Below are 26,581 nucleotides of genomic sequence, written 5' to 3' on the forward strand. Positions count from 1 at the left end.
TCATTATTAATTTATTATATAAAATGTTAAATTTATATTTTTTAAAAATAAAAAACAAATAAAACAAGGACAAATAAATATTATGGAAACAGTAGCAGTTAGAGATATATTTAAAAACTATAAAGAGTTTTCTAATGTTAAGTTAGTTGGTTGAGTTAGATCTAATCGTGACAATGGATCAATTGGGTTTATTTCATTTACAGATGGTAGTTGTATCCATTCAATCCAATTAGTTTATAAAAATGGTGAAACAAATAATTTTGAAGAAGCTAAATCTACAAGAACTGGAAGTGCTATTTTAGTTGAAGGTGTTGTAGTTGAATCTAAACAACCAAACCAAAGTTTTGAAATTAAAGTAACTAATTTTATTTTATTAAAACAAGCAGATGAAGATTACCCTCTTCAAAAGAAAGAACATGGTGCTGAATTTTTAAGAACAATTGCACACTTAAGACAAAGAACTAATAAATATGGAACAATCATGAGATTGAGAAGTGAATTAGCTTTTGCTATTCATAATTTCTTCCATCAAAATAATTTTGTTTGAGTAAGTTCTCCAATCATCACTTCAAATGATGCAGAAGGTGCTGGAGAAAACTTTTATGTAGATTCAAAAACTGTTAAAAACTTTTTTGGTAAAAATGCAAGTCTTACAGTTTCTGGTCAAATGCATGCTGAAGCTTATGCTCAATCATACAAAAGAGTTTATACTTTTGGTCCAACATTTAGAGCTGAAAAATCTAATACTAATAGACATGTTTCAGAATTCTGAATGGTAGAACCAGAAATTGCTTTTTGTAACCTTGAACAATTAATGTATTTAATTGAAGAATTTGTTAAGTATTTAATTAGATTTATTTTGAAGAACTGTAAAGATGAAATGACTTTCTTAAACAAGTTATCTAACAACACATTATCTGAAAAACTTTTAAATGCTATTAGTCATCCATTTGAAAAAATTACTTATAAAAAAGCAATTGCTATTTTAAAAAGTGATGTTGCAAATAAAAAAGTTAAATTTGAAAATGAAAGCATCTATTTTGGAATGGATCTTAATAGTGAACATGAAAAATACTTATGTGAAAAAGTATTTAACAAACCATTATTTATCTATGACTATCCAGCTGAAATTAAAGCATTCTATATGAAAATGAATGCTGATGGAACAACAGTTGGGGCATGTGATTTATTAATGCCAGGAATTGGTGAAATAGTTGGTGGTAGTGAAAGAGAAAGTGACTACACTAAACTAGTTAAGAAATGTACTAAAGCAAATATGAAAGTAGAAGATATTGAATGATACTTAGCATTAAGAAAATATGGGTATCATAAATCTGCTGGATTTGGTTTAGGGTTTGAAAGATTTTTAATGTATGTTACAGAATGTGAAAATGTTAAAGACACTATCCCATTCCCAAGATCTTATGGATCATTAGATTTCTAGTTTTATCAATTTAAGGATTTTTTAATAATGAACTTTTTAAAGAATAAATTACATTTATTACCAAACATCTTATCTATATTAAGAATTATTTTAACTATTGTAGTTTTAGTTTTACTTTTTATAGATTCTAATAATGTAATTTATTCTTTTTCTATTAACGACATTAAAACTGAAGTAAGCTCTACATTTTTAGCAAGTGGAATCATTTTTGTTGTTGCTTGTATTACTGATTTTCTAGATGGGTTTTTAGCAAGGAAATATAATTGGATATCAGATTTTGGAAAAATTTGAGATGCAATTAGTGACAAAATTTTAACAACAAGTGTCTATATTTCTTTTGCAGTATTAAACTTAATTCCAATCTATTTTGTTTTAATAATGGTTTTTAGAGATTTTATTATAGATGGATATAGAATGTTTTCTAGTAAGCATGGAATTATTGTTCCTGCAAACTTCTTTGGAAAATCAAAAGCAGTATTACAAATGATTTCACTTATTTTAATTTTCTTTGTTTTCAATGAAAGTATAAATACTCATAATGTTTATTATTATTTAGTACAAAATTTATTTGTTATCTTAGCAACAATATCTTCAGTAATTTCTGGAGTTATTTATGTTGTAAGTATTGAAAAGAAAATTAAAGAAATTAAAAAACAAAATAGTTCAGTTCAAGAAAGATAAGGTATTTTTATGATTAACAAAAGTATTATAAGAAATGATTTTAAAACTTTAGAAACATCTCTAAAAAATAGAAATAGTAAATTAGATATTTCTTCTTTAAAAGATTTAGATAAAAAACAAAGTGAATTACTTTTAATTATTGAATCATGCAATAAAAAAAGAAATGAAATTTCTAAATCTATTGGTATCTATATTGGAAAAAAAGATAATAAAAAAGTAGATGAATTAAAAAAAGAAATGGAATCAATTAAAAACACTTTAGAAACAACTAATGAAGAATTAAAAACAATAAGTGCAAAAGTTGATGATATTTTATTATCTATTCCAAATATTCCAGATAGCTCAGTTCCAATTGGAAAGTCTGAAGATGAAAATGTTGAAATTAAAAAATGAGGGACTCCAACTAAATTTGATTTCAATCACAAAGCACACTGAGATTTAATAACAGATTTAGATATTGGTGATTTTGAAAGAGCTACTAAAGTTACAGGTTCTAGATTTTTTATTTATAAAGGCTTAGGAAGTAAATTAATGAGAGCATTACAAATGCTAACATTAGATATTAATACTAGTAATGGATATTTGGAAATGTCATTACCAGTAATTGTGAATTCTGCTTCTTTAACTTCAACTGGTCAATTACCTAAATTTAAAGAAGATTTATTTGCTTTAGAAAACAGTGACTATTATTTATCTCCAACACTAGAAGTTCAACTTACGAATTATTATCGTAATGAAATTTTAGAAGAATCTGCTCTTCCAATGAAATTCACTGCATCTTCTTTAAACTTTAGAAGTGAAGCAGGATCAGCTGGGAAAGATACTAGAGGAATTATTAGACAACACCAATTTTACAAGACTGAACTTGTTAACTTAGTGCACCCTGAAAAATCTTATCAAGCATTAGAAGAAATGACATTAAATGCTGAATCAATTTTAGAAGCTTTAGAATTGCCTTATAGAAGAATCTTATTATGTACAGGAGATATGGGTTTTAGTTCTTCTAAAACTTATGACATAGAAGTTTGATTACCTTCTTACAATTCTTATAAAGAAATTTCATCATGTTCTAACTGTTTAGATTTCCAAGCTAGAAGAAGTATGATTAGATTTAAAAATAGTAAAACCAACAAGAATGAATTAGTTCATACTTTAAATGGTTCTTCATTAGCTTTAGATAGATTATTTGCTGCAGTTGTTGAAAATTATCAAAATAAAGATGGTTCAATTACTATCCCTAAAGCATTAGTTAAATACATGGGAATTGATTCTATTAAAAAAACTAAATAAAGTAGAAACTTTTATTATAATATCAAATTTTAAAAATTCTCAAAAAAATTTCAAAATTTTAATAATTTAATATTTTTTTACCTTATAATATTAATAGTGGGTTGTCTCCACTATAATAAAAGACTTAAATTGACTTTTTCTTATTTATATTATTATTAATGTAATAATTGATAGATAATTTTATTTTTTTATTAAATTTTAATTCTTATACTTTTTTATATTAAAGTATGTATGTTTCTCAATCATAGAGTTTTTTAAAATTTCTTTTATGATTTGTTATTAAATTGTATTAATAACCTCCTTTCTGTTAAAAATTTTATACACATATTATCGTGTACGTTTGATTAAGACATTTAAGTCTTTTTCTAATCATATATAAATTCTTTTTATTATTTTTTTTCTATAATATCTTTTATATTTCGTCCTAAGATATTTGTTTTTGTTCCTTTGTTATTTTTATTTTTTATCTTTTTTTAAAGAATTTCTCATATATATTAGATTTGTTTTTCTGTTTGTGGTTTTTCTCCTTAGAATAATAAAAATAGAGTTATACGATATATATAATTAAAAGTCGCGGTTTATTGAATAAATAAAACACCCGGGTTCCTCTTGGGTGTTTTATTTTTTATATAAATAAATTATTGATTTATGTCAGTATTTAAGTTTTTAGAAAATACTAATTTTTAGTGAAAAAAATATAAATTTACAATTTATTTATATAAAATATAGACTATATTAATTTTTGTATAAATATTTAAAATAACTAACTATGATCAAGAATAAAAAAGATAAAATATTTAAAATATTATCTTTTTCACTCCTTGCAAGCATGGTAGCTATTCCTTTAGCTTCTTGTAATTACAACAGTACATCTTTTAATAATCAAGTTGATGAAACACCATCAAAAGATTTTAATGATGTAAACCAAAACAACTCTAATTCTTCTAATCAGAATAATAAAGAAGAATTAGACATTCAAGTTGTTAACTCTAAAAAAGTAGATAGCAGTTTACAAATAAATTTAACTAGTAGTAATAATTATGGACTAGAACAAAATTATTTAGATTTTGCTGACAATGGATCTTTTAACCAATTTAATGGAAACAGTAGCTTTGTAGAAAAAGACATCTTAGGTTATTTACATAGTTTGTATTATTCAAACAATGAATCAGTTTCTATTACTAATGTTAATTTAAGTAATTTAAAAGTTAATGCACCTGATAATAAGATAGTTTTTAATGAGTCTGAAATTAGCTTTAGTTTATCAGCAGAAATAAGTGCTAAGAAATTAACTAACTTCATAATTGAAAACCAAACTTTTACATTGTCTCAAAATCACCATTATTCTTTAAACATTGAAGTTGTAGATCAATTAATAAAACCATCTATTCAAAAATATAATAATAATTTTTATTTAGCTTGAATGGTAGAAAAAGCTACAGTTACTTTTAATAATCAAAGTTTTGAAATAAGTAATTTTGTTATTACTAAGAATTCTTTTTCTCAATCTTTCTATGTTCAGTTTGATAACCTATCAGATCAACAAACTTACTTTGATTTAAAAAATAAATATGAAACAGAGTTTAAAGAAAATTTAAGTCAAAACAATGTTAAAGAATTAGTAGAACAAAAAATAGAAAATGATACTTCATTTTATTTTTACATTGTAGATGTTGCTAACACTTTAGTTAAAGAAATTGCTAAAGATGAACCAATCAATAAAATCATTCAAAATGCTACTAATTATTTATTAGACATATTAGTAAAACTTAACATTATTCCTAGTGAATTTGAAAGTATTTTAAAAGAAGCTCTTGTAGTTAATAGTGATGGAACTGCAAGCAATACAACTCTTTTAGAAGTTCTTTATAAAAACAAATCACAATTAATGAGCTTACTAAAAAAATATCTAGGTACAGCATATGACATTGTTTATCCAATGATTGAAAATTTAGAACTTAATATGGATGAAAACAATGCAAGTTATAAAGTTATTTTAAATTACATAAATAGTATTAATAATCCACAACTAAAAAGTCTAATTACAGGAGACTTATTAGGTGTAACTTCGTCAGCTAAAAGTTTATGACAAATTGTTTGAGATAATTTTGATTTTATAATTTCTCAAGTTAAAGGATTAGCAAATAATAATGCTACTCTTAATTCAGTATTGAACTTAATATCTATTATTTTTAAAAAAGATGCTACTAATGGAAACTTTAGTTCTATCTATGATTCAATCCTTGCAAATGACACTAATAAAACAAATTTTACTAATGCTTTAGTTGGATTATTACCAAGTGGTGTTTCAGAATATATAAAAATATTAGTTTCAGATAATACTGACTTCAATAAAGAAAACCTATTAAAAATAGTTACATCTATTTCTAATACTTTAAATGGATTATTTGAATATGCAGACAATGCTACAATTGATACTCCATACTATGAAAGATATAAAAATATTACTTTTACTAGAAGTTGAGTAAAAGATGTTTCAGTTGATACTACAAATTCACCTACAACTTCTTTTGAATATAAAGTTAGTTTTACATTTAACAGTGAAGTAACTTTAGATTTAGCAGTTATTAAAAGCTTAGTTAATCAAACTGTCTTTAATTCTTTAGTGGATAAATTAACTGGAATAAATAGAGATGCTTTAGTGAAATTAGTTGAGGATGAGGTTTCAAATGTTAAATTTGCTGGTTCAAAAGTTAATTTAGTAACACCTGCAGCAACTATGATTGATAATGAGCTTGCAAATATTAAAAAATATTTATTAGACTATGTTCCTGACTCAATAAAAATTGGCACATCAGGAAATGAATTCTCATTAACATATACTGCTGATAATGATCAAATTTGATTTAATCCAAATAAAAAAGGATCTAATTATTATTTAGGATTTAGTGTAGGGTACGATTTAAATATTTCTTACAATGATGTGGGAATGGTAAATTCTATTGTTAATAAGTATGCAGTGGGTGATGTTAATTACCAATCAAAATATAAAGTTAAATGAACAGTTTTAACATTAGAAGCAATTTATTTTGACTATACATTGAATTATTACAATTTTTGAAAACCAATAATTCAAAACATATTCTTTAAAGATTACACTTATTCATCAAGGTTTTTCTTATCTGATTATAGTCAAGAGATTGCAACAACAAATAACTATAATGAAAATTATTATTATACAAATTTAACATTTGAAAATAAGTCGAATTCTGTTTCTATTGATGATATAAAAAATCTAATTACTAAAGAAGATAATAATAGAAATAATTCTGTTAATTGAAATGGAACTACAGAAAATACTAATGGTATTAATTTAACTTTAAGTGAAGATAACAAAAAACAATTATTTTCAAAAATGTTTGATGTTAGTTCAGACAATAATAATTTAACTAATTCAAATTTTAGTAGTTATTATGATTTTCAATTTGATTCACATTTAGACTTTTCTACTACTTTAAGTTTTAATTTAGTTGCTAGAGGGCATGTAAAAATAAATTATGGATTTAGCAAATATACATGAGATAAAGAATTCCAAAGAGTTAATTTAAATGTTAATTTAAGTGCATCATTATATAATTCAAAAATTTACTTCCCCATTAACTTCTATGATTCAACAAATAAAAAACTTGTTACTTCTTATACAAAAAACTACACAAGTTTTAATGTTGCTACTACTAATAGTTAATTCAACTTTATTTATAAATAAGGCTTTAAGGCCTTATTTTTTTATTTTCTTAAATAGTTAATTTTATTTATAAAAACACTAAAGAATTATTAGAAATATATTTCTGATAAAGAAATTAGACATTATTGATAAAAAAATAAAATATAAAATTGATTTATACATATCTAATGTCAATTAGTATTTTGTTAACTAAGAGTTTTTAAATATATAAATATCTTGTCTATTAAAATGTTTTTAATTTAAAATAAATACATGTAATTTAAAAGAAAACTTTCTAAAAATGAAATTATTTGGCAATAAAAAGAACAAAGATAAAAAAGTAAAAGATAAAAAAGAAAAACAAAAAAAATCTTTTTTTGGTTTTTTTAAAAAATCTAAGAAAAATAAGAATTATCAACCAACTCAAGATGTTCAAACAGAGTTGTTAGATAACAATGCTTTTGAATCTCAACAACCTATTGAACAAAAAATATTTTTAGAAAACACATTACCTGAAAATTCATATTCAAAAGACTTAAATGATTTTGATAATGAAAGAATTTTCTTAGATACTAAAGCTGTTAAAAATGAGGATCTAATTAAAGAAGCTCTTGAAGTTAGTGCTTTAAGAAATGAAGAAGATGAATCATTTAAAAAAGATGACTTATATTTCCAAGATGAAAATAATGAAGTTTATTATGAACAAAATGTATCTCCTGTAGAAACTTATGGGGTTCCATTTGAAATTGCATATGATAATAAAGAAACAATAGAAAAGAATTTATCATATGATGCAATTTATACAGAAACTGATTTAAAAAACTTTGGCTTACCAGAAGATTTATTTTTGAAATTTTTCAAAAATGGATCAGTATTTTATAAATTAAAAAAAGAAGGTAAAACTGAAGATGAAATTTCAGTTTATACAGTTTTTAAAAAAGATACTAAATTCTCGGACAGTGAGGATGAAGAATTTAAAAAACAAGCTTATTTAGAAAAATTGAAAGAAGCTGAATTCTTTTCAAAATGAGATGATGATTTTGAAATTAATGAAATACTTGGAAATAACTTAGATGATAGTGAAGAGAGATTATCATTAAAAGAGAAAATCTATAATCTAAATAAAGAAATTGAAAACAAAATTGAAAGATTAAATAAAGTTAATATTGTTGATGGAGATATAGGAGAACTAATCTACACAAGACAATACATTGAACAAAAACAAGAAGAAATAAAAGATAAAATTTATGAACTGAAAGAAAACTTTTCTAACAGCAATATTTTTTATAAAGTGAAAAATCTTTTCTTTAATACATGAGATGAAGATGACATTTATTTTGGTTACAGATTAGAAAACATTTCTTTTGATGTTTATCCAAATGACAGAATTGTTATAGTAAGTGATAACTCTATTACTAACCAATTGTTAGTTGATGTTCTAAAAGGTGATGAACTTAAAACAGCAGGATATGTTTACAAAAATGTTTGAAGAAAAAACCAATGAGTAGATGCATCTGACCTTGAATATAATTATTCAAAAATTAATAATGTAGATTTAAATGATGAATTACTATATGGTTTAACAAGTCCAGATTATTTATCATTTGGTATTAAAAACAAAAGAAAAGATAATGTTGGTATCTCAATGCAAAGAATCTTTAAATCTTTAGGAGTTTCTCCGGAAGATAAGATTAGAGATAGATTAATTGAATTAATGAGATTTGAATCTCAATTAAACAAAAACTTGTTTGAATTAGATGATTTAAACTTAGAGAAGTTTTACACAATTTGTGACATTTTAATTAATAAGAAAATGATCTTAATTAAAAGTATTTGCCAAGGAATGTCTTTCAATGAAAAGATGGAATTATTGAACTTCTTAAATAAATACTTTGCTACTAACAACATTACAGCAATTTATGCATCTGATGATTTAAATGATGTTAATTTATTTGCTACTAAAGTTATGGTCATTAAACAAGGTCAATTAATGAGCTTTAAATCATTTGATCAAATTTTAAAAGAGTTCAATTCAGTAAATGAATTTGTAATCCACCATCTGAAATATGGTGTGGTTAAAGAATATGATGTAGATAAAATTGTGCCTCTTCCTGAATAGTAATTTTTTTACCAATTAGTACTTTTAAATTATTTAAATTGCTATCCATTTCATTCTTGTACTTAAAAATTTTTATCTAAAAAAATTTTTAAGTAGTATAATTTTCAATGCTAAGCAGAATTCAAAAAAAATAACATTTTTAATAATTCTTACAATCGTAAGATTATTTAAAAATTTATTTTTTATTTTGTGTTTAATTTTTGCTATAGCTTTTTATATTAAAGGGGGAGAAAATGTTTAAGCTGTTAAAGTACATGAACAAAAAAGATGTCTACTGAAGTTTATTATGTGCTTTTATGTGTATTGGGCAAGTAGCATGTGATATTGCACAGCCATTTTTAATGTCTAATATGTTTACAGATTTAACTTCAAAAATGTTAACTAATCCAGAAAGTTCAATTTTAATTTCTACTATTTGATACTATGCTGGAATAATGATTGCTTTAGCAATTGTCAGCTTTGTTTTTGGGTGTGGTGTAACATTTATTTCAGCAAGAGTTGCAGTAAGAGTTTGTGGAAATATTAGATTCCAATTATTCCATAAGATTCAACATCTTACAGGGAAAGAGATTGATAAAATCTCAACAGTTTCTTTGATTACAAGAATTACTAATGATGTTACTTTTTATCAGAATACATTAGTTTTAGTTTTAAGAATGTTATCAAGAAGTACTTTATTATTTGTTGGTGGTGTAATAGCATCTTTCATTTATAGTGCTCAGTTAACATCAAATGTTGCAAATGGACAACAAAGCTTATGATGATTAGCTTTTATTATCTTAGGTTGTTTAGCAGTGCTTTTCTTAATCATGTCAGTACTGATTGTCTTTTCAATTCCATACTTTTCTAAACAACAAAAAGAAACTGATAAAACAAATGCAGTAATGCGTGAAAATATTTTAGGTATCAAAGTAGTTAAAGCTTTTAATTTAGAAAAAGAGCAAATTAAATCTTTTGATATCCAAAATAAAGAGTTAAGAAAGGTTTCAACAAGAGGGCAACAAATTGGTTTTACATTAATGCCTCTTATATCTTTCTTTGTACAAACATCAATCATTGTGTTATTAATGGTTGCTGCTACTCAAATGGTTGGTTCTGGTAATGCATCAGCAAATGGAACTGTTTTAGCTTTTATCCAAATGGTTTCATTAATTGCAATGGGTATGATTTTATCAATTATTGCTTTAGTTAACATAGGGCAATCTAAGGCATGTTGTAATCGTATTTTAGAAGTATTTAATTCACAACCTTCTATTCCAAGAAATACTTCAGACAATATGGTTGTAAATTCTAATGTTGAATTTAAAAATGTATCTTTTAAATACACACAAAATAAAGATGCTTTAAATGTATTAGATGATATTTCATTCACAGCAAAACCTGGAGAAATGATTGGTATTATTGGACCTAATGGAAGTGGAAAAACTACATTAGTTAATTTAATTACTAGAAACTATGATGTTAAGAGTGGTGAGATTATAATTTCTGGTCACAACATTAAAGATATTAATTATCAATCACTTCGTGATTCTATTGGTTATGTTCCTCAAAAAAGTGTTTTATTTTCTGGAACTATTAAAGGGAATATCTTATTTGGTAAAAATGATGCTACTGAAGAAGAATTAGTTGAGGCTGCAAAAAATGCAGAAGCTTTAGACTTTATTAAAAATAAAGAAAATTATTTTGATTCAGTTGTAGAACAACGTGGTGGAAACTTTTCAGGTGGTCAAAAACAAAGGCTTTCAATTGCACGTGCTTTAGTTAGAAAACCTAAAATTTTAATTTTAGATGATTCTACAAGTGCATTGGATATGATCACTGAAGCTAAGGTTCAAAACAATATTAGAAAGTTTAAAGATTCTACAATTTTCTTAGTAGGTCAAAGAATTAGTGCAATCTCTAAAGCTGACAAGATTATTGTTTTAAACCAAGGTAAAATGGTTGGTTTTGGAAAACATAGTGAGTTGATGAAAAATTGTCCTTTATATAAAGAAATTTCAGATTCTCAAATGTTTACAGGAAAGGATTAATTATGAATACTAGTAAAAAAATAAATTCTAAAGAAACATCTAATATCTTAATTAATCAAGAAATTCAAAACCAAGAATCTCAAAATCAAAAAGCTGTAAACCAACAATCTGAGTCTAAACCTTATTCTAAAGACAAACTGCAATTTAAATTAGCATTTAAGATAATGCTAAGATATTTAAGTTTTTATAAGAAGTCTGTAATTGCAGCATTCTTAATTGCTTTAGTTTCTACAGGATTTAATATTGTAGTTATTATTGGAATGGGTGATGTACAAAATTATTTCACTACTTTAGTGGGTGCTGGAAATAGTGGAAACATCACAACAACTAATTTCTTTATATTTGCTGGAATGATGATGCTTTGTTATTTCTTTAATGCATTTTTCCAATGATGTCTAAACTTTACTGTAATTAAGTTATCTCAAGGAATTGGTTATAAATTGAGAATGGATCTATTTAACCATGTCCAAATCCTGTCTGTAAAATATTTCGATACTCATGAAAGTGGAGATATCATGAGTGTTTTAACAAATGATGTTTATAAATTAACTCAGTTTATTTCTGAAAACTTTACTCAGACATTATATGGTTTAACAACCATGCTTGGAATGTTAATTCTGATGTTTATTATTAGTCCAATCATATCTTTAATAGTTATTGGAGTTCTTTTAATTTTATTATCTTTAATTTCTATTTTGATTAAAAAATCTGCTCCTGCCTTTATGAAACAACAAAGAGAACTTGGACATATGAATGGATATGCTGAAGAAATCATTTCAGGACAAAATATTATTAGTTTATATAGTCAAGAAAAAAATGTTGAAAAAGATTTTCAAAAAATTAATTCAATATTAACAAAGAGTGGTGAATCTTCTCAGGGAATCTCTGGTTTATTAATTCCTTGATTAAATTTCTTAATGACATTTATTGTTGCTCTTTTATATGGGATCTCAGTTACTTTTGTTTTTAATGATATTAAATTTTATGGTTTAGCAGATTCAGGGAGTGGGATAACTTTACTCCATGAATTATCTTCAGCACAAGCTAGTAATCCACTTTCGCTTAAATTAGCTGCTATTACATCAATGATTTTAGCTACTAGAAACTTTATTCAACCAATTAACCAAATGATTGCAATGGTTGCACAAATGCAACAAGCAGTTGCCGGATGTACTAGAACTGATGAAATCTTTAAACAACATGATGAATACAAAGAAATTGAAACCGTTACAATTGATCAACCTTTAAAAGGTAAAGTTGAAATTAAAAATTTAAACTTTAGCTATGTTGAAGATAAACCAGTTTTAAAGAATGTTAGTATATCAGCTGACCCTGGTCAAACTATTGCAATTGTTGGACCTACTGGAAGTGGTAAAACAACTATTATTAACTTATTAACAAAATTCTATGACATTGAAGATGGAGACATCTTTATAGATGGTTATGATATTAAAACAGTAACTAAAGAAAGTATGAGAAAACAAGTTTCAATAGTTTTACAAGATACTTACTTATTTAGTGGAACTATTAAAGATAACATTAGATTTGCAAAACCGGATGCAACTGATGAAGAAATCAAACAAGCTGCAATTACAGCAGACTGTGATGATTTCATTATGAAGCTTGAAAATGGTTATGACACAGTTTTATCTGAAAATGCTTCAGAGTTATCAAGTGGACAAAAACAATTGATAGCAATTGCTCGTGCTATGATTTCACCTTCAAGTATTTTAATATTGGATGAGGCCACATCTAATATTGATACTAGAACTGAAAAGATAGTTCAAAAAGCTATGTTAAAATTAATTAAAAATAAAACTGCTTTTGTTATTGCTCACCGTCTATCAACTATTAGAACTGCTGATAAGATTGTAGTTTTAAAAGATGGAAGTGTTTTAGAATGTGGAAACCATAATGAATTGATGAAGAAAAAAGGATTCTACTATAATTTAAATCTTTCTAAAACTGATAATTTAGATGAGGAAAAAGACTAATAATAACCATGAACAATTTATTTTCTATTTTTGATTTACAAAAGAACTTTTATATGTCTAGTAATGAAATGTCATATAAGAATTTGTTGAGTAAGTTAATCCACTTTAATGAGGTTTTTAAAAAGTATGAAAAAGAACTTTATAAAGTTATAGGTGAAAGTTATGACCAACCTTTATGAGATATTTATCATACTGAAATTAAACCTGTCATTAGAGAAGTAAAATATTTTATTAAAAGAATTAAGATCTTTAGAAAAGCTAAACTATTAAAAAACAATTTTATTGATAACTTATTTAAACAAAACACTACTTATAGACAACCATATGGTTCATGTTTGTTTTTACTAAACCAAAGTATGCCAATTTCTAAAACTTTCATTTTATTAATTGGAGCTTTAGTTTGTGGGAATTCTTTATTTGTTAAACTACCTACTTTTACAGTTGATGTAAATAGAATTATTAAATGTATTTTCAAAGAAGTATTTAATGATAACTACATCTATTTCATTGATGAAAACATTTCAGAAAATGATTTAAAAAATGTATATGATTTTAATTTTGATTTAGTTTATTACAATGGTAATACTGCTAATGCTAAAACTATTCAAAGAATCTTTGCACCGAGATTAACTAAAATAGTTTTAGATATCAATAATAAAAATCCAGTTATTTTAGATGAAACTGCAAACTTAGAACTTGCAGCTAAAAAAATAATTTGATCAAAGATGTTATTAGGTGGTCAGACTTCACATTCTCCTGACTTTCTAATTATCCATGAATCAATTTTTCAATCATTTATTAAGATTTTAAAAACTGAATATGATTCACAATTTGGTAAGGGTGAAAAGATTGATAAAATAACTAGAATTGATACTAATCAAAATTATGAAAATATTACTTCTATATTAAATAAATCTCTTTCTAAAAACAGAATTATTTTTGGTGGTTTAACTGATAATAACCAAAGAAAAATTGAACTAACATTAGTTCAAGTAGATGATCTAAAATCAGCCTTGTTATCACAAGATATTAATTCTCCAATTTTACCAGTTGTAATATTTAATAGCTTCTCTGATATTAATGGGATTGTAGAACATAGTGATACTCCTTCTTGTATTTATTTCTTTAGTAAAAATAAAAAAAGAATTAACTCACTTTTAAAACAAATAGAATCAAGATTTTTCTGTATCAATAACATTTCTATTCCTTGGTTTAAAGGTCTTCCATTTGGAGGGATTAAAAATTCAGGAACCCATTTATATTCAAAAAGAGATACAGTAAAAGCTTTTACATATAAAAAGATTATTATTAAAGAGTTTTGAGATAGTAAAGAAAAATACTTAAACAATACTGAAAAAAATAATAAGATTAAAGAAAAAATAGAAAAAATGAATTAGTTTATTCATTAAACTTCCTAGGCACTATCTGGGAAGTTTTTTATTTTTCAATATTATAATTCTTACAATTTTTATTTTCATAATTTAAATAAAATATAATAAAATAGTTTATATATATTTTTTTGATAAAGTGAAATTCTATAATTGTGTTAAGTGCAAAAATTACTAAAAGTATAATTGAACAAATTCTTAAATCTACACCAGGTGTTAATGATAAGATTTCAGCTTCTGATATTGAAATAAAAATTCAATCTTTTATTTATATAACTATTAACGTTTCAATTGATGAAACACAAGTTAATGTTTTAGAAACTGCAAAAATGATTCAAAAACAAGTTTTTTATGATTTAACTGACAAAACAGATTTAAAGAATTTTAAAATTGATATTTTTCTTAAATAAGGGTGTATTACTGTATGAAAAGTCTTGAGACCAAAATTTTAGTTTCTATGTTTGAAAATGGAGCTAAAGAAATTGCTAAACATTATGAATATATAAATGAGTTAAATGTTTTCCCAGTTCCTGATGGTGATACTGGTACAAATATGAAAATTACTGCAACATCAGCAGTTGAAGCCTTGAACAAACAGTTACCTGAACTTGGAAGTATTTATGAAGTAGGTAAATTTTTTTGTCGTCAGTTATTAATGAATGCTCGTGGTAATTCTGGGGTTATTTTTTCTCAAATTATTAGAGGTTTTTTTGAACCAATTGAAGAATCAACAAAAAAACTTACAATAGAGCTTATTGTTAGATGTTTTATTTCTGCAAAAGAAAAAGCATATAAATCAATTTCAAATCCTGTAGAAGGAACAATACTTACTATCATTAGAGAGATCTCTGAACAACTGCCTAAAGAAAATATTAATGATGTTGAAGAATTATTTAAAAAAGCTTTAACAATTGGTTTGAATGCATTGGAAAAAACTCCTGAAATTTTACCATCATTAAAAGAAGCTAAAGTTGTAGACTCTGGTGGTTATGGTTTATGTAAGTTCTTAGAGGGAATGTATAACCAATTAGTTAATTCAGATGATGATAATGTTCAAAACAAAGATATAGAAATTGAGAAGAAAAAAGAAACTGTAGAAAGTATTTCTGTAACTAGTAAAAATACATTTATTCAATCAAAAGTAAGAAATGATATTTCTGAAGAAGGGTTTGGATATTGCTGTGAGTTTATTATTCAAAAAGATTTTATTACTCATGAAAAGCAACCTCTTAAGATTAAATTTGATTTAAATAAATTTGAAAAAGAAATGCTATTAGCAGGTGAATCTTTAGTAGTTGTAGATGACTCTGATATTGTTAAAGTTCATATCCATTCAATTACACCTTCTTTAGTATTTGAAATAGGACAAAAGTATGGAGAGTTTTTAAAACTTAAAGTTGAAAACATGACTCTTCAATACATTGAATCTCACCCAGGTGTTTCACCAAGTGATTTATTTAATAAATTCAGTTTAACTGATGATGTTCAAATTGTAGCTACTTGTCCTTCAAGAAAAATTGCAGATTATTTAAAGAATGAATTTGGAATTAATAATGTTATTGTTACTGAAGAAACTGGTAACCCATCCACTAATGAAATAATGAACCAAATCATTAACTGTAAGAGTAGAAACATTTTAGTGTTAACAGATGACTCAAATATTATTCTAAGTGCTGAACAAGCTGCTACATTTATGAAAGAAAGATATGATGTAGTAGTTTTAAAATCTAAAAATATTATTGAAGTGATTAATGCTTGTTTAGTATTTAGTTCTGAAAAATCAATCTCTGAAAATGCTAGAGTTATGAATAGGGCAATTAGAAAACAAGATTCTGCTATGCTAAGTGTTTCTGTTAAAACTTCAAAATTCAATGGAGTTCATGTTGAGAAAAATGACTTTATTGGAATCTATGATAAAAAAATTGTTTTAGCTGAAAAGAACTCTGAAATTGCTATTACTAATTTAATTAAAAAATTAAGAGATAGAAATAAGAAAGCACAACTTCTATATATAGTATATGGTCAAGGTGTAACTCTAAGAGAAATTAGAAATATTGAAAAATTTGCTAATGAAAATTATGGGATTAAATGTAAGTTAATTGATGGTGGTCAAAAAATTTACAGATACTTTATAGGAATGTCCTAGTTACTAATTATCTTTGCTAATATTTAGCAAAGATAATTTTTTATTTTACTTTCATTTTTAAAAAAATGGATTAATATAAGTAATTGTTGTGTTATATTTTTGATACAATAAGTTTAATTTTGCTACTGAGGATTATATGGATAAATTGTTAATTATTGAGTCTCCAAATAAAATTAAAACTCTTACTAAGTACTTAGGCAAAGATTATGAGATCATTGCTACAATTGGTCATATTAGAGATTTGAATCAATTTGGAATGGGGTTTGATGCTGACTTTGAACCAAAGTGAGTAATCCCTTCAGTTAAAAAGAATTCTAAAAATAAAAATGAAGTAAGTAAAAAAGAAATTGTTGAAAAACTAAAAAAATCAGCTTCTAAAGCTAAAGAAATCTATATTGCAACCGACCCTGACCGGGAAGGTGAAGCAATTGCATGACATGTATACGAAGTGTTAGATGCTGCGAGTCAAAAGAAATGTAAAAGAATCACATTTAATGAAATTACTAAGAATGCAATTTTAGAATCATTAAATCATAAAAGAGATATTGATATTAATTGAGTTCAATCACAATTTGCTAGAAGAATAATTGATAGATTAATTGGGTTTAAATTATCAAAGTTATTACAAACTAAACTTAAAGCAGATTCTGCTGGTAGAGTGCAATCTGTTGCTTTAAAGTTCATTGAAGATAGAGAAAAAGAAATTAGAAACTTTGTTGCTGAAAACTGATGAACTTTAGATGTTATGTTAGAAGATAACAATTCTTTAATTTTGAAATCAATTGATCCAAATTTAAAAAATATTAAATTATCAGAAAAGAAGTTTTCTACATCTGGTTTAGATATTGCTGATGAAGAATCTGCAAATAACTTATTAAATGCTTTAGACAAGAAGTTTAAAGTTAAATCAATTGAAGAACCGTCTTTTTATTCTTCTTATCCAAAATCTCCATATAAGACTTCAACTTTACAACAAGATGCTATTAATAAATTAGGGTGAAATTCTAAAAAGATTACTTTAATTGCTCAACACTTATATGAAGGTGTTGAAGTTGATGGCAACCAAATTGCTTTAATCTCATATCCTAGAACTGATAGTTTAAGATTGAGTGATACTTTTGTTCAAAGTGCTTTCAAATTTATTGAAGAAACATATGGGAAAGATTATGTTGGTAAGTATCAAGTAAAATCTAGTGCAAATGATGCAAATACTCAAGATGCTCATGAGGCAATTAGACCAATTGATCCATACTTAACTCCTCAAGAATTAAAGAACAAAATATCTAAAGATGAGTTTGCTTTATACCAATTAATTTACAATAGAACAGTAGCTTCATTAATGGCTGCAGCAAAGTTTAAAAAAGTAACTATTAAGTTTGACAACAATAATTGTGAATTCTATACATTCTCAAGAGAGTGTTTATTTTTAGGATTTAAAAAATTATATGTTGAAGATAATGAGGATGAAGAAAATAAATTAATTGATTTAAATAATTATCCAGTTGGTAAAGAATTTAAATCTAAAGTAATGGAAGTTAAAAAACATGAAACTCAACCACCTCAAAGATACACACAAGCTACTCTTATTGGAGACTTAGAAAGTGCAGGGGTAGGAAGACCTTCAACTTACAGTTCAATGGCTAATATTGCTTTAGAACGTGGATATGCAGTTACTGATAAGAAAGCTTATGTGATGACTGACATTGGAAAAATTGTTGTTGACCAATTAGAAAAATTCTTCCCTGATATTATTAATAAAGATTTCACTAAGAAGATGGAAGAACATCTAGATCAAATAGCTTCAGGTAATGAAGAGTGAAAATCATGACTTAAAAAATTTGCTCCAGGCTTTGATGAAGAAGTTAAAAAAGCATATGACACAATGGAAAAAATCAGTGATGAAAAAGTAGGTAGAGAATGTCCTAAATGTGGAAAAGACTTACTTTACAAAAGAGCAAGACGTGGTGGAAGCAAATTTATTGGTTGTAGTGGATACCCTGAATGTACTCACTTAGAACCACTTGAAAAACCAGAAGAGTTAGAAATAAGCTGTCCTGAATGTGGTTCTAAATTATTAAAAAGAAAATCTAAAAGACAACAAGTCTTTGTTGGGTGTTCTAGTTGACCAAAATGTAACTATATCATTAGTGATAAACTATTTGATAAACACATGAAAGAAACACCAGATAAACCTCTTCCTAGCAAAAAGGAATTAGAGGAAATAAGAGCTGCAAGATTGCCAAAGTGAAAAAAGAACTAAGTAATTTAAGACATTAAAAAAAATCTTGTTATTAAACAAGATTTTTTTTAATCTATTCAATGAGGTAATACTTTGTTCTTTTGTCTTTTTAAACTTCTTGTATCTGTTACTAAAAAATCAAATGGAAGTTGTTTGCTGAATTTTTTTTGGAAATGATAAATTCCATAAATTGCTTCTTCTAACTTTAAATCACTTAGTAATACAATTGGTTTAGTACCATAAACTTCTAGTGCATCCTCTGCTCTAAATATTTTATTGTCATAGTAGTTATCTAAAACTACATCATTAAAGAAGTTAAAAAAGTTTAATGAGTTTTCTTGGTGAAAGTTAGAATAAAAATCTTTATCAAAATCATAAAAATTACTAGATCATGTAAAAACTGAAAAATCTGGATTTGCTTCTTTTCTAATTAAAGTTTCAACAACTCCTAATCCTGAGTTTTCATAAGATTTAATATTGTGGAAAACTCTTACAGCTTCTTCTTTAGTTAAAGAAACAAAAAAGGTAAATGGTAAGAAGTTATCAAGAATCTCTCTAATTGTCTTTTTAGTATATAAATAAGGTTGTTTAAATATAACTATTAGGTTGTGAATCAAATCTGTTAATTCATCTAACATGTTTTCTTTTTCAACTCTTTCTTTTCTGTCATTAAGATCAAAGTCTGTATTAAAAAGAGTTTTTAAAGATCTAATTGTTACTATGTAAGATCTTTCATTAAGTTCTAATTTACTTTTGATTCTTTCAATATTTTGTTTATTCTTAATTTTTTCTCAAAAAGGAATTTTTATATTGTTGCTGTTCATATCAATATTAAATTATAAACATTAATTTAAAAAACCTCTATTGTTAGTAAAATAAAAAAATCATATTTTCATACGATTTTTTTATTTGATTGTACTTTGGATTAAATTCAGCAAATCACTTGGTGTTTTAATTTCTATCAGTTTTTCATCTGGTAAACTGATTTTTAGTTGTTCTTCAACTTGAACAATCATTTCTAACATATCTAATGAATTTAAACCAAGGTCTTTTAAGTTACTATTAATATTTTTGTTGTTAATTTTAAGTGATGAATGGTTCTTTTCAAGAACTTTATTAACTTCAGTAGTAATTTGTTCTATAGTCATATTAACTTCCTTATTTATCTAATTATTGATTAATTTATAATTAATACTTTTTATTGTATTACAAAAAGAGAACTACTATGTTATTTGTTAGATAAACAATTTAATAATAATTTTGGATAAATTAAACATTACCACCTGTTTTGTTGTATCCACTAACAAAAGAATTATATTTTTCTATTAATTCTTTTTCTAATGAATCTAATTCATCTTTAGTTTCACATTCAATTGTTTTATAGTAAAAATCATCACCATTTCATCAGTCTTTTGCAAAGATAATATTTTTAACATCATTGTTATTGAAATGATCTCTAAAAATTCTTTTATTAACATTTTTTGACTGACCTACATAATAAAGATTCTTAGTTTTATTTCAAATAATATAAACTCCTTTAAAGATATCTTTTTTACTAAAGTTCATTTCATGTCTTAAATCTAGAAAACCATCCTCATCAAAAACTTTCACCCTATAATCAGTTTGTTTAATTTCATTGATTTTCTCTAATAAAGAATTTATTGATTTATGTTATCGGTAAAGTTAAATCCCCACCTTTCGGCAAAGTTAATTCCCCACCCCCCGTGAGGACTTAACTAAAGAAATGGGGATTTTTATAATTTCTCTAATAGGGGGAATTATGAAAAAAATTAACAAAATAAGAATGATAGATAAAATTAAAGAATTGTTAAAAAATCAACAAGTAGTAAACATTAAGGCTTTATCTAGAGATTTACAAATAGACAGAAAAACTGTTAGGAAGTATTTAAGAATTTTAAGTAATAACCCAGAATTAAAATCTTGTGACTTCAAAAGAAAATATAAAAAACCATCTAAGAATTTTTTATCACAAATTGAACATATTATAGAAGAGAGAATTGAATCTTATAAAGAAAAAACCAATGGAACTAAACCATCAATATTTTCAATTTATGAACATCTCTTGGATTACTTACCTTCAAAGCTTGAAATATCTAAAACTGAATTTAAAAATAAAATTTCCTATTCTACTTTTAAATCATTTTTAAAAGAAAATTATGATTATTCTTCAAGAGCTATTACTCCTCCAAAAAAAATAATAAAGGAAACCTATCCTGGAAAAATTTTGGAAATAGACTGGGCTGAAAATATTGTCATTCATACAAAGGAAGATGGAAAGTTAAAAATTAATATTTTGGTTACAAAGTTCTCGTATTCTAGATATATGAAGTTATTTGTTTCTTATGAAAAGAGTTCTCAAACTGTATTGAAGTTTTTAGTCTCTGCATTGGCAGAATTCCAAGGCAGCCCTCTTTATTTAGTTTGCGACAACATGAAATCTATTATTTCTAAAAACCAAAACTATTTAAACAAAAAGCCAATTTTAGAAAAACATTGAAATGATTTTGAAAGAGATTTTGGTATAGAGATTATTCCATGTGATCCAGCTTCACCAGAACAAAAAGCTAAGGTTGAAAGTGCTGTAAGAATTGCAAAAAAAATAAAAGCTTGAACTGGAGTAATTGAAAACAAAAATCACTTAATAGAAATTGTTAAAAACATAGAATCTAAATACAACAACAGTGAGAATGGTGTGGGGTTTAAACCAATTCAATCTTTTTTAAAACAAGAATTGCATACACTTCAACCTTTACCTAACAAAAAAATTATTGAAGGTTATTTAAATTCAAAAGAAACAAGAATGGTAAAAAATGACTATAAAATAGCATTTTTAAGCAATTTTTACTACTTACCACCTTTATATCTAAATGAATATGTGCAAATATATCAAGATGATTCTAATGTCTACATAGAACATAATGGAACAATAATTGCAACATATGAAAACAGTTTAAAAGTAGCTAAGCATTCTTTTACTACAACAGAAATTCATTCAGAAATTTTAAAGTATGAATTTTTAAAAAGAGGTGACAATATTTCAGAAGAAGTCATTAGGAAAATGGCAAAAGAAACTGTTGAGTCATTAGACTTGCAGTATAAACTAAAAGTTTTTAATCAGAAAAATCAGGAGACCTAAAATGAAAGAAATTGAAAATTTGTTAAATGAAGTTAAATGAACAACAAATGAAAAGGTATTTAATCTTTTAATGGATCAAAGATATTCTAGTCCTTTAATTGTTGAATTTTTAAAATCAATTTTAAGAGAGGAGGTAAACTTCAAAACTAAAAGAAGAAAATATTTAAAAGTTAAAACAGGAGGATTTGGAATAATAAAAACTATAGAAGAATTTGATTTCACTTTTCAACCACAAATAAATCAAAATCAAATTAATTATTTTTTAAATTTTGATTTTATAAAAAATAAACAAAATATAATTTTTCAAGGTACTTCAGGGGTTGGAAAAACTCATCTTGCCACAGCTATTGGGATTGCTGCTGCAGAGTCAAAATATAGTGTTTATTTTATTGACTGCAATAGGTTGTTAAATAATTTACAAGAAGCAAAATTTAAAAACCAACTTGCTCAAAGAATTAAACACTATTCTAAGTACAAGTTACTGATAATTGATGAATTGGGATTTCTTCCCATGGATCAAGAAAAAGCAAATATATTTTTTCAATTGGTTAATAGTAGATATTTAAAAAGCTCAACAATTATTACAACAAATAAACTATTTTCAGAATGGGGAAAACTATTCCAAGATGAAGTTATAGCAAGTGCAATATTGGATAGATTATTACATAAATCCCATGTTGTTAGCATTGCTGGAAAATCTTATAGAAACTATGAGTCTTTAAAATTAAAAGAAGAAATTGAATGAAAGGATAATGTTAAATAAAACCCTTTTAAATAAAAAAAGTTAAGTCCCACATTTATACTAAGGGGTGGGGAATTAACTTTACCGAAAGGGTGGGGAATTAACTTTACCAAAAACAATTTATTTTTATCATCAATTTTTTTGTTAACTAACTCATGGTTTTTTTCAAAGTTGTTTTTTATCTTTTCAAATTCAGATTCCAGTACACTAATTTGTCTTTTATTGTTTTCAGCTTTTTTCTCACTAGTGTATGTACATAATATTGCAATACCTATAATAAGAGGTAATGTGATAATACCAACAACTAATCTATATGTTGGATCTTTTCTAATTTTTGTTTTTAATTTTATACGTCTTACTATTTCTTCTTTGTCTTTATAATCTGCTTCTTGCTCTTGTAATCAAAAACTCATTTGGTTAATTTCTTGATTTATATTTGTTATTTGATTTTGATATTTATCACATTCTTTTTTCTTCTCTAATCAGCTTGGAATATAAGTTTTGCTAAGACAGAAATTTAACTTATTAACTAATTCAACTTTTAAGTCATCATTTATCTTATTCATTTGTAGAATTTCTTCTTCCATGAATCTTATTGGAATTATTTTTTTGTTAAATTTAACTAATGAAGAATATCTAATACTAACATCTTCATATATTGGAGTTTTATTATAATTGTATGTAACATATCTTGTTATTTTAGGTTTCATTGATTTATGTTTAATGTGAAAACTTAAAGTATTTGTTTCACTATCAAATTCAAAACTGTCTATGAAATCCAGTTCTTCAAATTTATTTGGATCATTATATCCATTTGTATTTTCATCATAAGAAAAATTATTAAATCAATTAAATCGATTTCTATGTCTCATATTTGTTTTACCTTTCTAAAAAAATTTATATAAATTAAAAAATGAACTTTATAACTATTTAACAAAGTTAATATTATAGTTAAATAGTTGTTTAGAGCACCTATAAATTATAATAAAAAACCATATGCTGAAGGATATTTATTTCTGTGGGGGGAAATAAAAATTAATATAGTTTTATTAACCTTAGATAAATATTCATAATATTTTAAAATATGTGTTTACTATTAATCATTAGATAATAATAAAAAAATCTATACATTAGAAGATAATTTAATAAAGAAGGTTTTATAGAAAGTTTTATTTAAAATTGTCTTTTTAATAAAATAAAATTTTTTATGATGGTTAAATTAATATGGCAAAAGATCAAATTGAATTGTTTAAAAACAGTTTAAAAAGTTTAGATAGAGTTAATGACTTACTAAAAAACCACAAAGATAATAAAGAAAAAATCCTATTGGATATTTACAAATTATTGATTGATAAAGAACCTAGGATTAAAAGTTTCAAAAAAGTAAATATAAATTTTTTAAATGAAGTACTAGAAATATTCTTTAATAACCTAAATGAAATTTCAATGTCATTTTATGAAGCTCAAAACTCTCTCTATATATTTCTTGATGACAATAATATTAGTCCTAAAATTATATTTAATGATTCTAATAAAAAAGGCTTTTCTGATTATCATGAAATGTATGGTGAAGTTGTAGATGAAATAATAAAGAGTATTCATGTAGTTACAAATTTATCCACAGATTCTCACTATGATGAAATATTACAAACTATTGGTCTTTTTACAGACTATTTTTTTGAAATTTCAGATATTATTGATTTATTTTTAGAAGATGTTGACACAGTACTTGGGTACTTATTTAAAAAAGATCTGATTGATGAATTTGATGAAGAGTACATTGATAAATTTATTGAAGTTTCTGTTGAGAATATTTATTTAAGAGATTCTTTTGCTATTAATACAGATACATTAATACAAAGAACAATGATTTTGATATTTTCACATTTGTATAATGGTGCATACAAAAGATTCCTTAAGAAAAATAAAGACTTAGATAAAGTTGATGATTATTTAACAGAAGATAAAAAAGAGGAACATTTTTTATCATGTAAAAAAGATCTTTTAACATTCTCAAAAATGATTGCATCAGTTACTGAGAATATAATGATAATTAATAAATTGAATAGAAAAATAACTAAAAATGAAAATCCATTGTTCTATTGTGAGGAAAATAAAAAATATTGAAAAGATATGTTTCAAGAATTTAAAAAAATAAATGAATCCTTTTTATTTTTAAAAAAAACACTAAAATATTAATTTATTAAAAAGGATAAAACTAGGAGTACTTTTAACCAAAATGGTTAAAATAATACCCGGAATTATCCAAAATTGGATAAAACTAGGAGTACTTTTAACCAAAAATGTGAAATATACTCCCATTTTTATCCTAAGATAAAATGTTTTTAATAAACTCATCTATATAAGGTATTTTTCTATGAACATAAAAAGAAATATTTTAAATGCTTTAGAAAATTTATTACAGCAATATCCAATAGTTTTACTAACAGGATCTAGACAAGTTGGTAAAACAACTTTAACAACTTATTATCAGAAAAATAACAACTACAAATATGTTTCATTAGAAAATGAGGATGATTTAAAATTAGCTAAAAGAAATCCTGGTAAGTTCTTAGAAAAGTATCAATACCCTTTAATTATTGATGAAGTTCAATTAGACCCAATCCTTTTTAACCAAATAACACACATAGTAAATGAAATCAGAAGACTTCATGGTAGTAATGCTGCAAGAGGATTATTTATTTTAATTAGTTCTCAAAAGTATCACTTAATGAAAAATGTGACTGAATCAATGGCAGGCCGTGTTGCCGTTATGGAAATGGGGCCTCTTAGTTTAAGTGAAATAAATCAGGTTGAAGAAAAACCATTTTTTGTAGATAAATCTAATTTTGTTGAATATATTAATAGAACTAGTGAATATAAAATAGATGAAGAAAAAATATATCAACAAATGATAAGAGGGTTTTATCCAGAGATTTGTGCAAACAAGAATTTAGATACTTCAATTTTTTATAAAAACTATATTGACACTTATATTGAAAGAGATGTGAGTAAATTAGAGAATGTAAGAAGTAAAAAGAAGTTTAAAGAATTTTTAGTATTATTATCTAACTACACAGCAAATGATTTTGTACCTGAGAATTTAAGTAAACTTTTAGGTGTTGATATTAAAACAATTAACTCCTGAACTTCAATTTTAGAAGCTGGCAATATTATTACCCTAGTTTCTCCATTTAGTGAAAAAATAAATAACAAACAAGTGACCAAAAGACAAAGAATTTATTTTAATGATACTGGTTTAGTTTGTAACTTATTAGATCTAAAAAATACTAAAGATAAAAAATTTCTTGATAACAAAGAGAAGTTATTTGAAACTTTTGTTTTTAATGAAATCAATAAAACATATATCAATAAAAACCAAGTGATTAATTTTTATTACTATCGAGATTTAAGAAAAAATGAAATTGATTTAGTTGTTTTAGATGGATATAAAAATGCTTTAAATTTAATTGAGTGTAAATCAGGTAAAAAATATGATTTAAGCGATGTAAAGTTTCTGAATGAATTCAAAAGTAATAATTATGAGATTGCTTCTAAATTGGTTATTTGTCTAACAAAGGATTTTTATTCTATTAATTCAAATATTCATATTTTCCCTATTACATGTATTTAGTTTTTAATTTATATTTGGATAAACAAAATTTT

Annotated in this window: 19 protein-coding genes; 15 read left to right on the plus strand and 4 right to left on the minus strand. The window is 24.8% G+C overall.

All coding sequences use genetic code 4. The features are described from left to right. Nucleotides 1-82 precede the first annotated feature (82 nt). From asnS to topA, 11 genes are all read left to right on the plus strand, one after another. A complete protein-coding gene (gene asnS, locus MYPE_RS02130; RefSeq protein ID WP_011077230.1) occupies nt 83-1,444 on the plus strand; it encodes an asparagine--tRNA ligase in 1,362 nt (453 codons plus the stop codon). Nucleotides 1,445-1,471: 27 nt separating this feature from the next. Beyond that, the gene (gene pgsA / locus MYPE_RS02135) at nt 1,472-2,125 is read left to right on the plus strand and encodes a CDP-diacylglycerol--glycerol-3-phosphate 3-phosphatidyltransferase (protein WP_011077231.1); all 654 of its coding nucleotides are present in this window, start codon (nt 1,472-1,474) and stop codon (nt 2,123-2,125) included. 9 nt (nt 2,126-2,134) lie between these two features. Then, the gene (serS, locus tag MYPE_RS02140; RefSeq protein WP_011077232.1) at nt 2,135-3,415 is read left to right on the plus strand and encodes a serine--tRNA ligase; all 1,281 of its coding nucleotides are present in this window, start codon (nt 2,135-2,137) and stop codon (nt 3,413-3,415) included. Nucleotides 3,416-4,184: 769 nt separating this feature from the next. After that, the gene (locus MYPE_RS02145; RefSeq protein WP_011077233.1) at nt 4,185-7,121 is read left to right on the plus strand and encodes a P116 family lipid acquisition surface protein; all 2,937 of its coding nucleotides are present in this window, start codon (nt 4,185-4,187) and stop codon (nt 7,119-7,121) included. A gap of 280 nt (nt 7,122-7,401) precedes the next feature. Next, the gene (locus MYPE_RS02150; protein ID WP_011077234.1) at nt 7,402-9,219 is read left to right on the plus strand and encodes a hypothetical protein; all 1,818 of its coding nucleotides are present in this window, start codon (nt 7,402-7,404) and stop codon (nt 9,217-9,219) included. 233 nt (nt 9,220-9,452) lie between these two features. After that, nucleotides 9,453-11,249 (plus strand): ABC transporter ATP-binding protein, encoded by a 1,797-nt coding sequence (locus tag MYPE_RS02155; protein WP_011077235.1) that lies wholly within the window; start codon nt 9,453-9,455, stop codon nt 11,247-11,249. 2 nt (nt 11,250-11,251) lie between these two features. Continuing rightward, nucleotides 11,252-13,243, plus strand: a complete 1,992-nt coding sequence (locus tag MYPE_RS02160; RefSeq protein ID WP_011077236.1) for an ABC transporter ATP-binding protein — start codon at nt 11,252-11,254, stop codon at nt 13,241-13,243. Between the two features lie 8 nt (nt 13,244-13,251). Then, on the plus strand, nt 13,252-14,640 hold the full coding sequence (locus MYPE_RS02165; RefSeq protein ID WP_011077237.1) for an aldehyde dehydrogenase family protein: 1,389 nt from the start codon (nt 13,252-13,254) through the stop codon (nt 14,638-14,640). Nucleotides 14,641-14,786: 146 nt separating this feature from the next. Then, nucleotides 14,787-15,041, plus strand: coding sequence for a hypothetical protein (locus MYPE_RS02170; protein WP_044891246.1), 255 nt, complete (start codon nt 14,787-14,789; stop codon nt 15,039-15,041). Nucleotides 15,042-15,055: 14 nt separating this feature from the next. Beyond that, a complete protein-coding gene (locus MYPE_RS02175; RefSeq protein WP_011077239.1) occupies nt 15,056-16,777 on the plus strand; it encodes a DAK2 domain-containing protein in 1,722 nt (573 codons plus the stop codon). Between the two features lie 136 nt (nt 16,778-16,913). Beyond that, nucleotides 16,914-19,037 carry a type I DNA topoisomerase gene (topA, locus tag MYPE_RS02180; RefSeq protein WP_011077240.1) on the plus strand — a complete coding sequence of 708 codons (2,124 nt, stop codon included), beginning with the start codon at nt 16,914-16,916 and terminating at the stop codon, nt 19,035-19,037. Nucleotides 19,038-19,084: 47 nt separating this feature from the next. Here topA and MYPE_RS02185 read toward each other — a convergent pair whose 3' ends face one another. From MYPE_RS02185 to MYPE_RS02195, 3 genes are all read right to left on the minus strand, one after another. Then, nucleotides 19,085-19,840 (minus strand): hypothetical protein, encoded by a 756-nt coding sequence (locus tag MYPE_RS02185; RefSeq protein WP_011077241.1) that lies wholly within the window; start codon nt 19,838-19,840, stop codon nt 19,085-19,087. Nucleotides 19,841-19,921: 81 nt separating this feature from the next. Beyond that, nucleotides 19,922-20,164 carry an acyl carrier protein gene (locus tag MYPE_RS02190; RefSeq protein ID WP_011077242.1) on the minus strand — a complete coding sequence of 81 codons (243 nt, stop codon included), beginning with the start codon at nt 20,162-20,164 and terminating at the stop codon, nt 19,922-19,924. A 121-nt stretch (nt 20,165-20,285) separates the two neighbouring features. Beyond that, entirely contained in the window at nt 20,286-20,582 is a 297-nt protein-coding gene (locus MYPE_RS02195; protein WP_129374410.1) for a GIY-YIG nuclease family protein, read from the minus strand. A gap of 214 nt (nt 20,583-20,796) precedes the next feature. Between MYPE_RS02195 and MYPE_RS02200 the strand changes: the two genes are divergently transcribed. Together MYPE_RS02200 and istB are read left to right on the plus strand one after the other, a co-directional pair. Then, on the plus strand, nt 20,797-22,173 hold the full coding sequence (locus MYPE_RS02200; RefSeq protein WP_044891206.1) for a DDE-type integrase/transposase/recombinase: 1,377 nt from the start codon (nt 20,797-20,799) through the stop codon (nt 22,171-22,173). Nucleotide 22,174: 1 nt separating this feature from the next. After that, nucleotides 22,175-22,936 carry an IS21-like element helper ATPase IstB gene (istB, locus tag MYPE_RS02205; protein WP_011077044.1) on the plus strand — a complete coding sequence of 254 codons (762 nt, stop codon included), beginning with the start codon at nt 22,175-22,177 and terminating at the stop codon, nt 22,934-22,936. Here istB and MYPE_RS02210 read toward each other — a convergent pair. Further along, nucleotides 22,882-23,787 (minus strand): hypothetical protein, encoded by a 906-nt coding sequence (locus MYPE_RS02210; RefSeq protein ID WP_011077244.1) that lies wholly within the window; start codon nt 23,785-23,787, stop codon nt 22,882-22,884. The genes istB and MYPE_RS02210 overlap by 55 nt on opposite strands. Nucleotides 23,788-24,139: 352 nt before the next feature. Here MYPE_RS02210 and MYPE_RS02215 point away from each other — a divergent pair, with 352 nt between their 5' ends. After that, nucleotides 24,140-25,114 carry a hypothetical protein gene (locus tag MYPE_RS02215; protein WP_011077245.1) on the plus strand — a complete coding sequence of 325 codons (975 nt, stop codon included), beginning with the start codon at nt 24,140-24,142 and terminating at the stop codon, nt 25,112-25,114. 178 nt (nt 25,115-25,292) lie between these two features. Beyond that, complete coding sequence (locus tag MYPE_RS02220) at nt 25,293-26,549, plus strand: ATP-binding protein (RefSeq protein WP_011077246.1); 1,257 nt, start codon at nt 25,293-25,295, stop codon at nt 26,547-26,549. The last annotated feature ends 32 nt before the right edge of the window (nt 26,550-26,581 follow it).

Origin of the sequence: Malacoplasma penetrans HF-2, from assembly GCF_000011225.1 — a bacterium.
GTDB lineage: Bacteria > Bacillota_I > Bacilli_A > Mycoplasmatales > Mycoplasmoidaceae > Malacoplasma > Malacoplasma penetrans.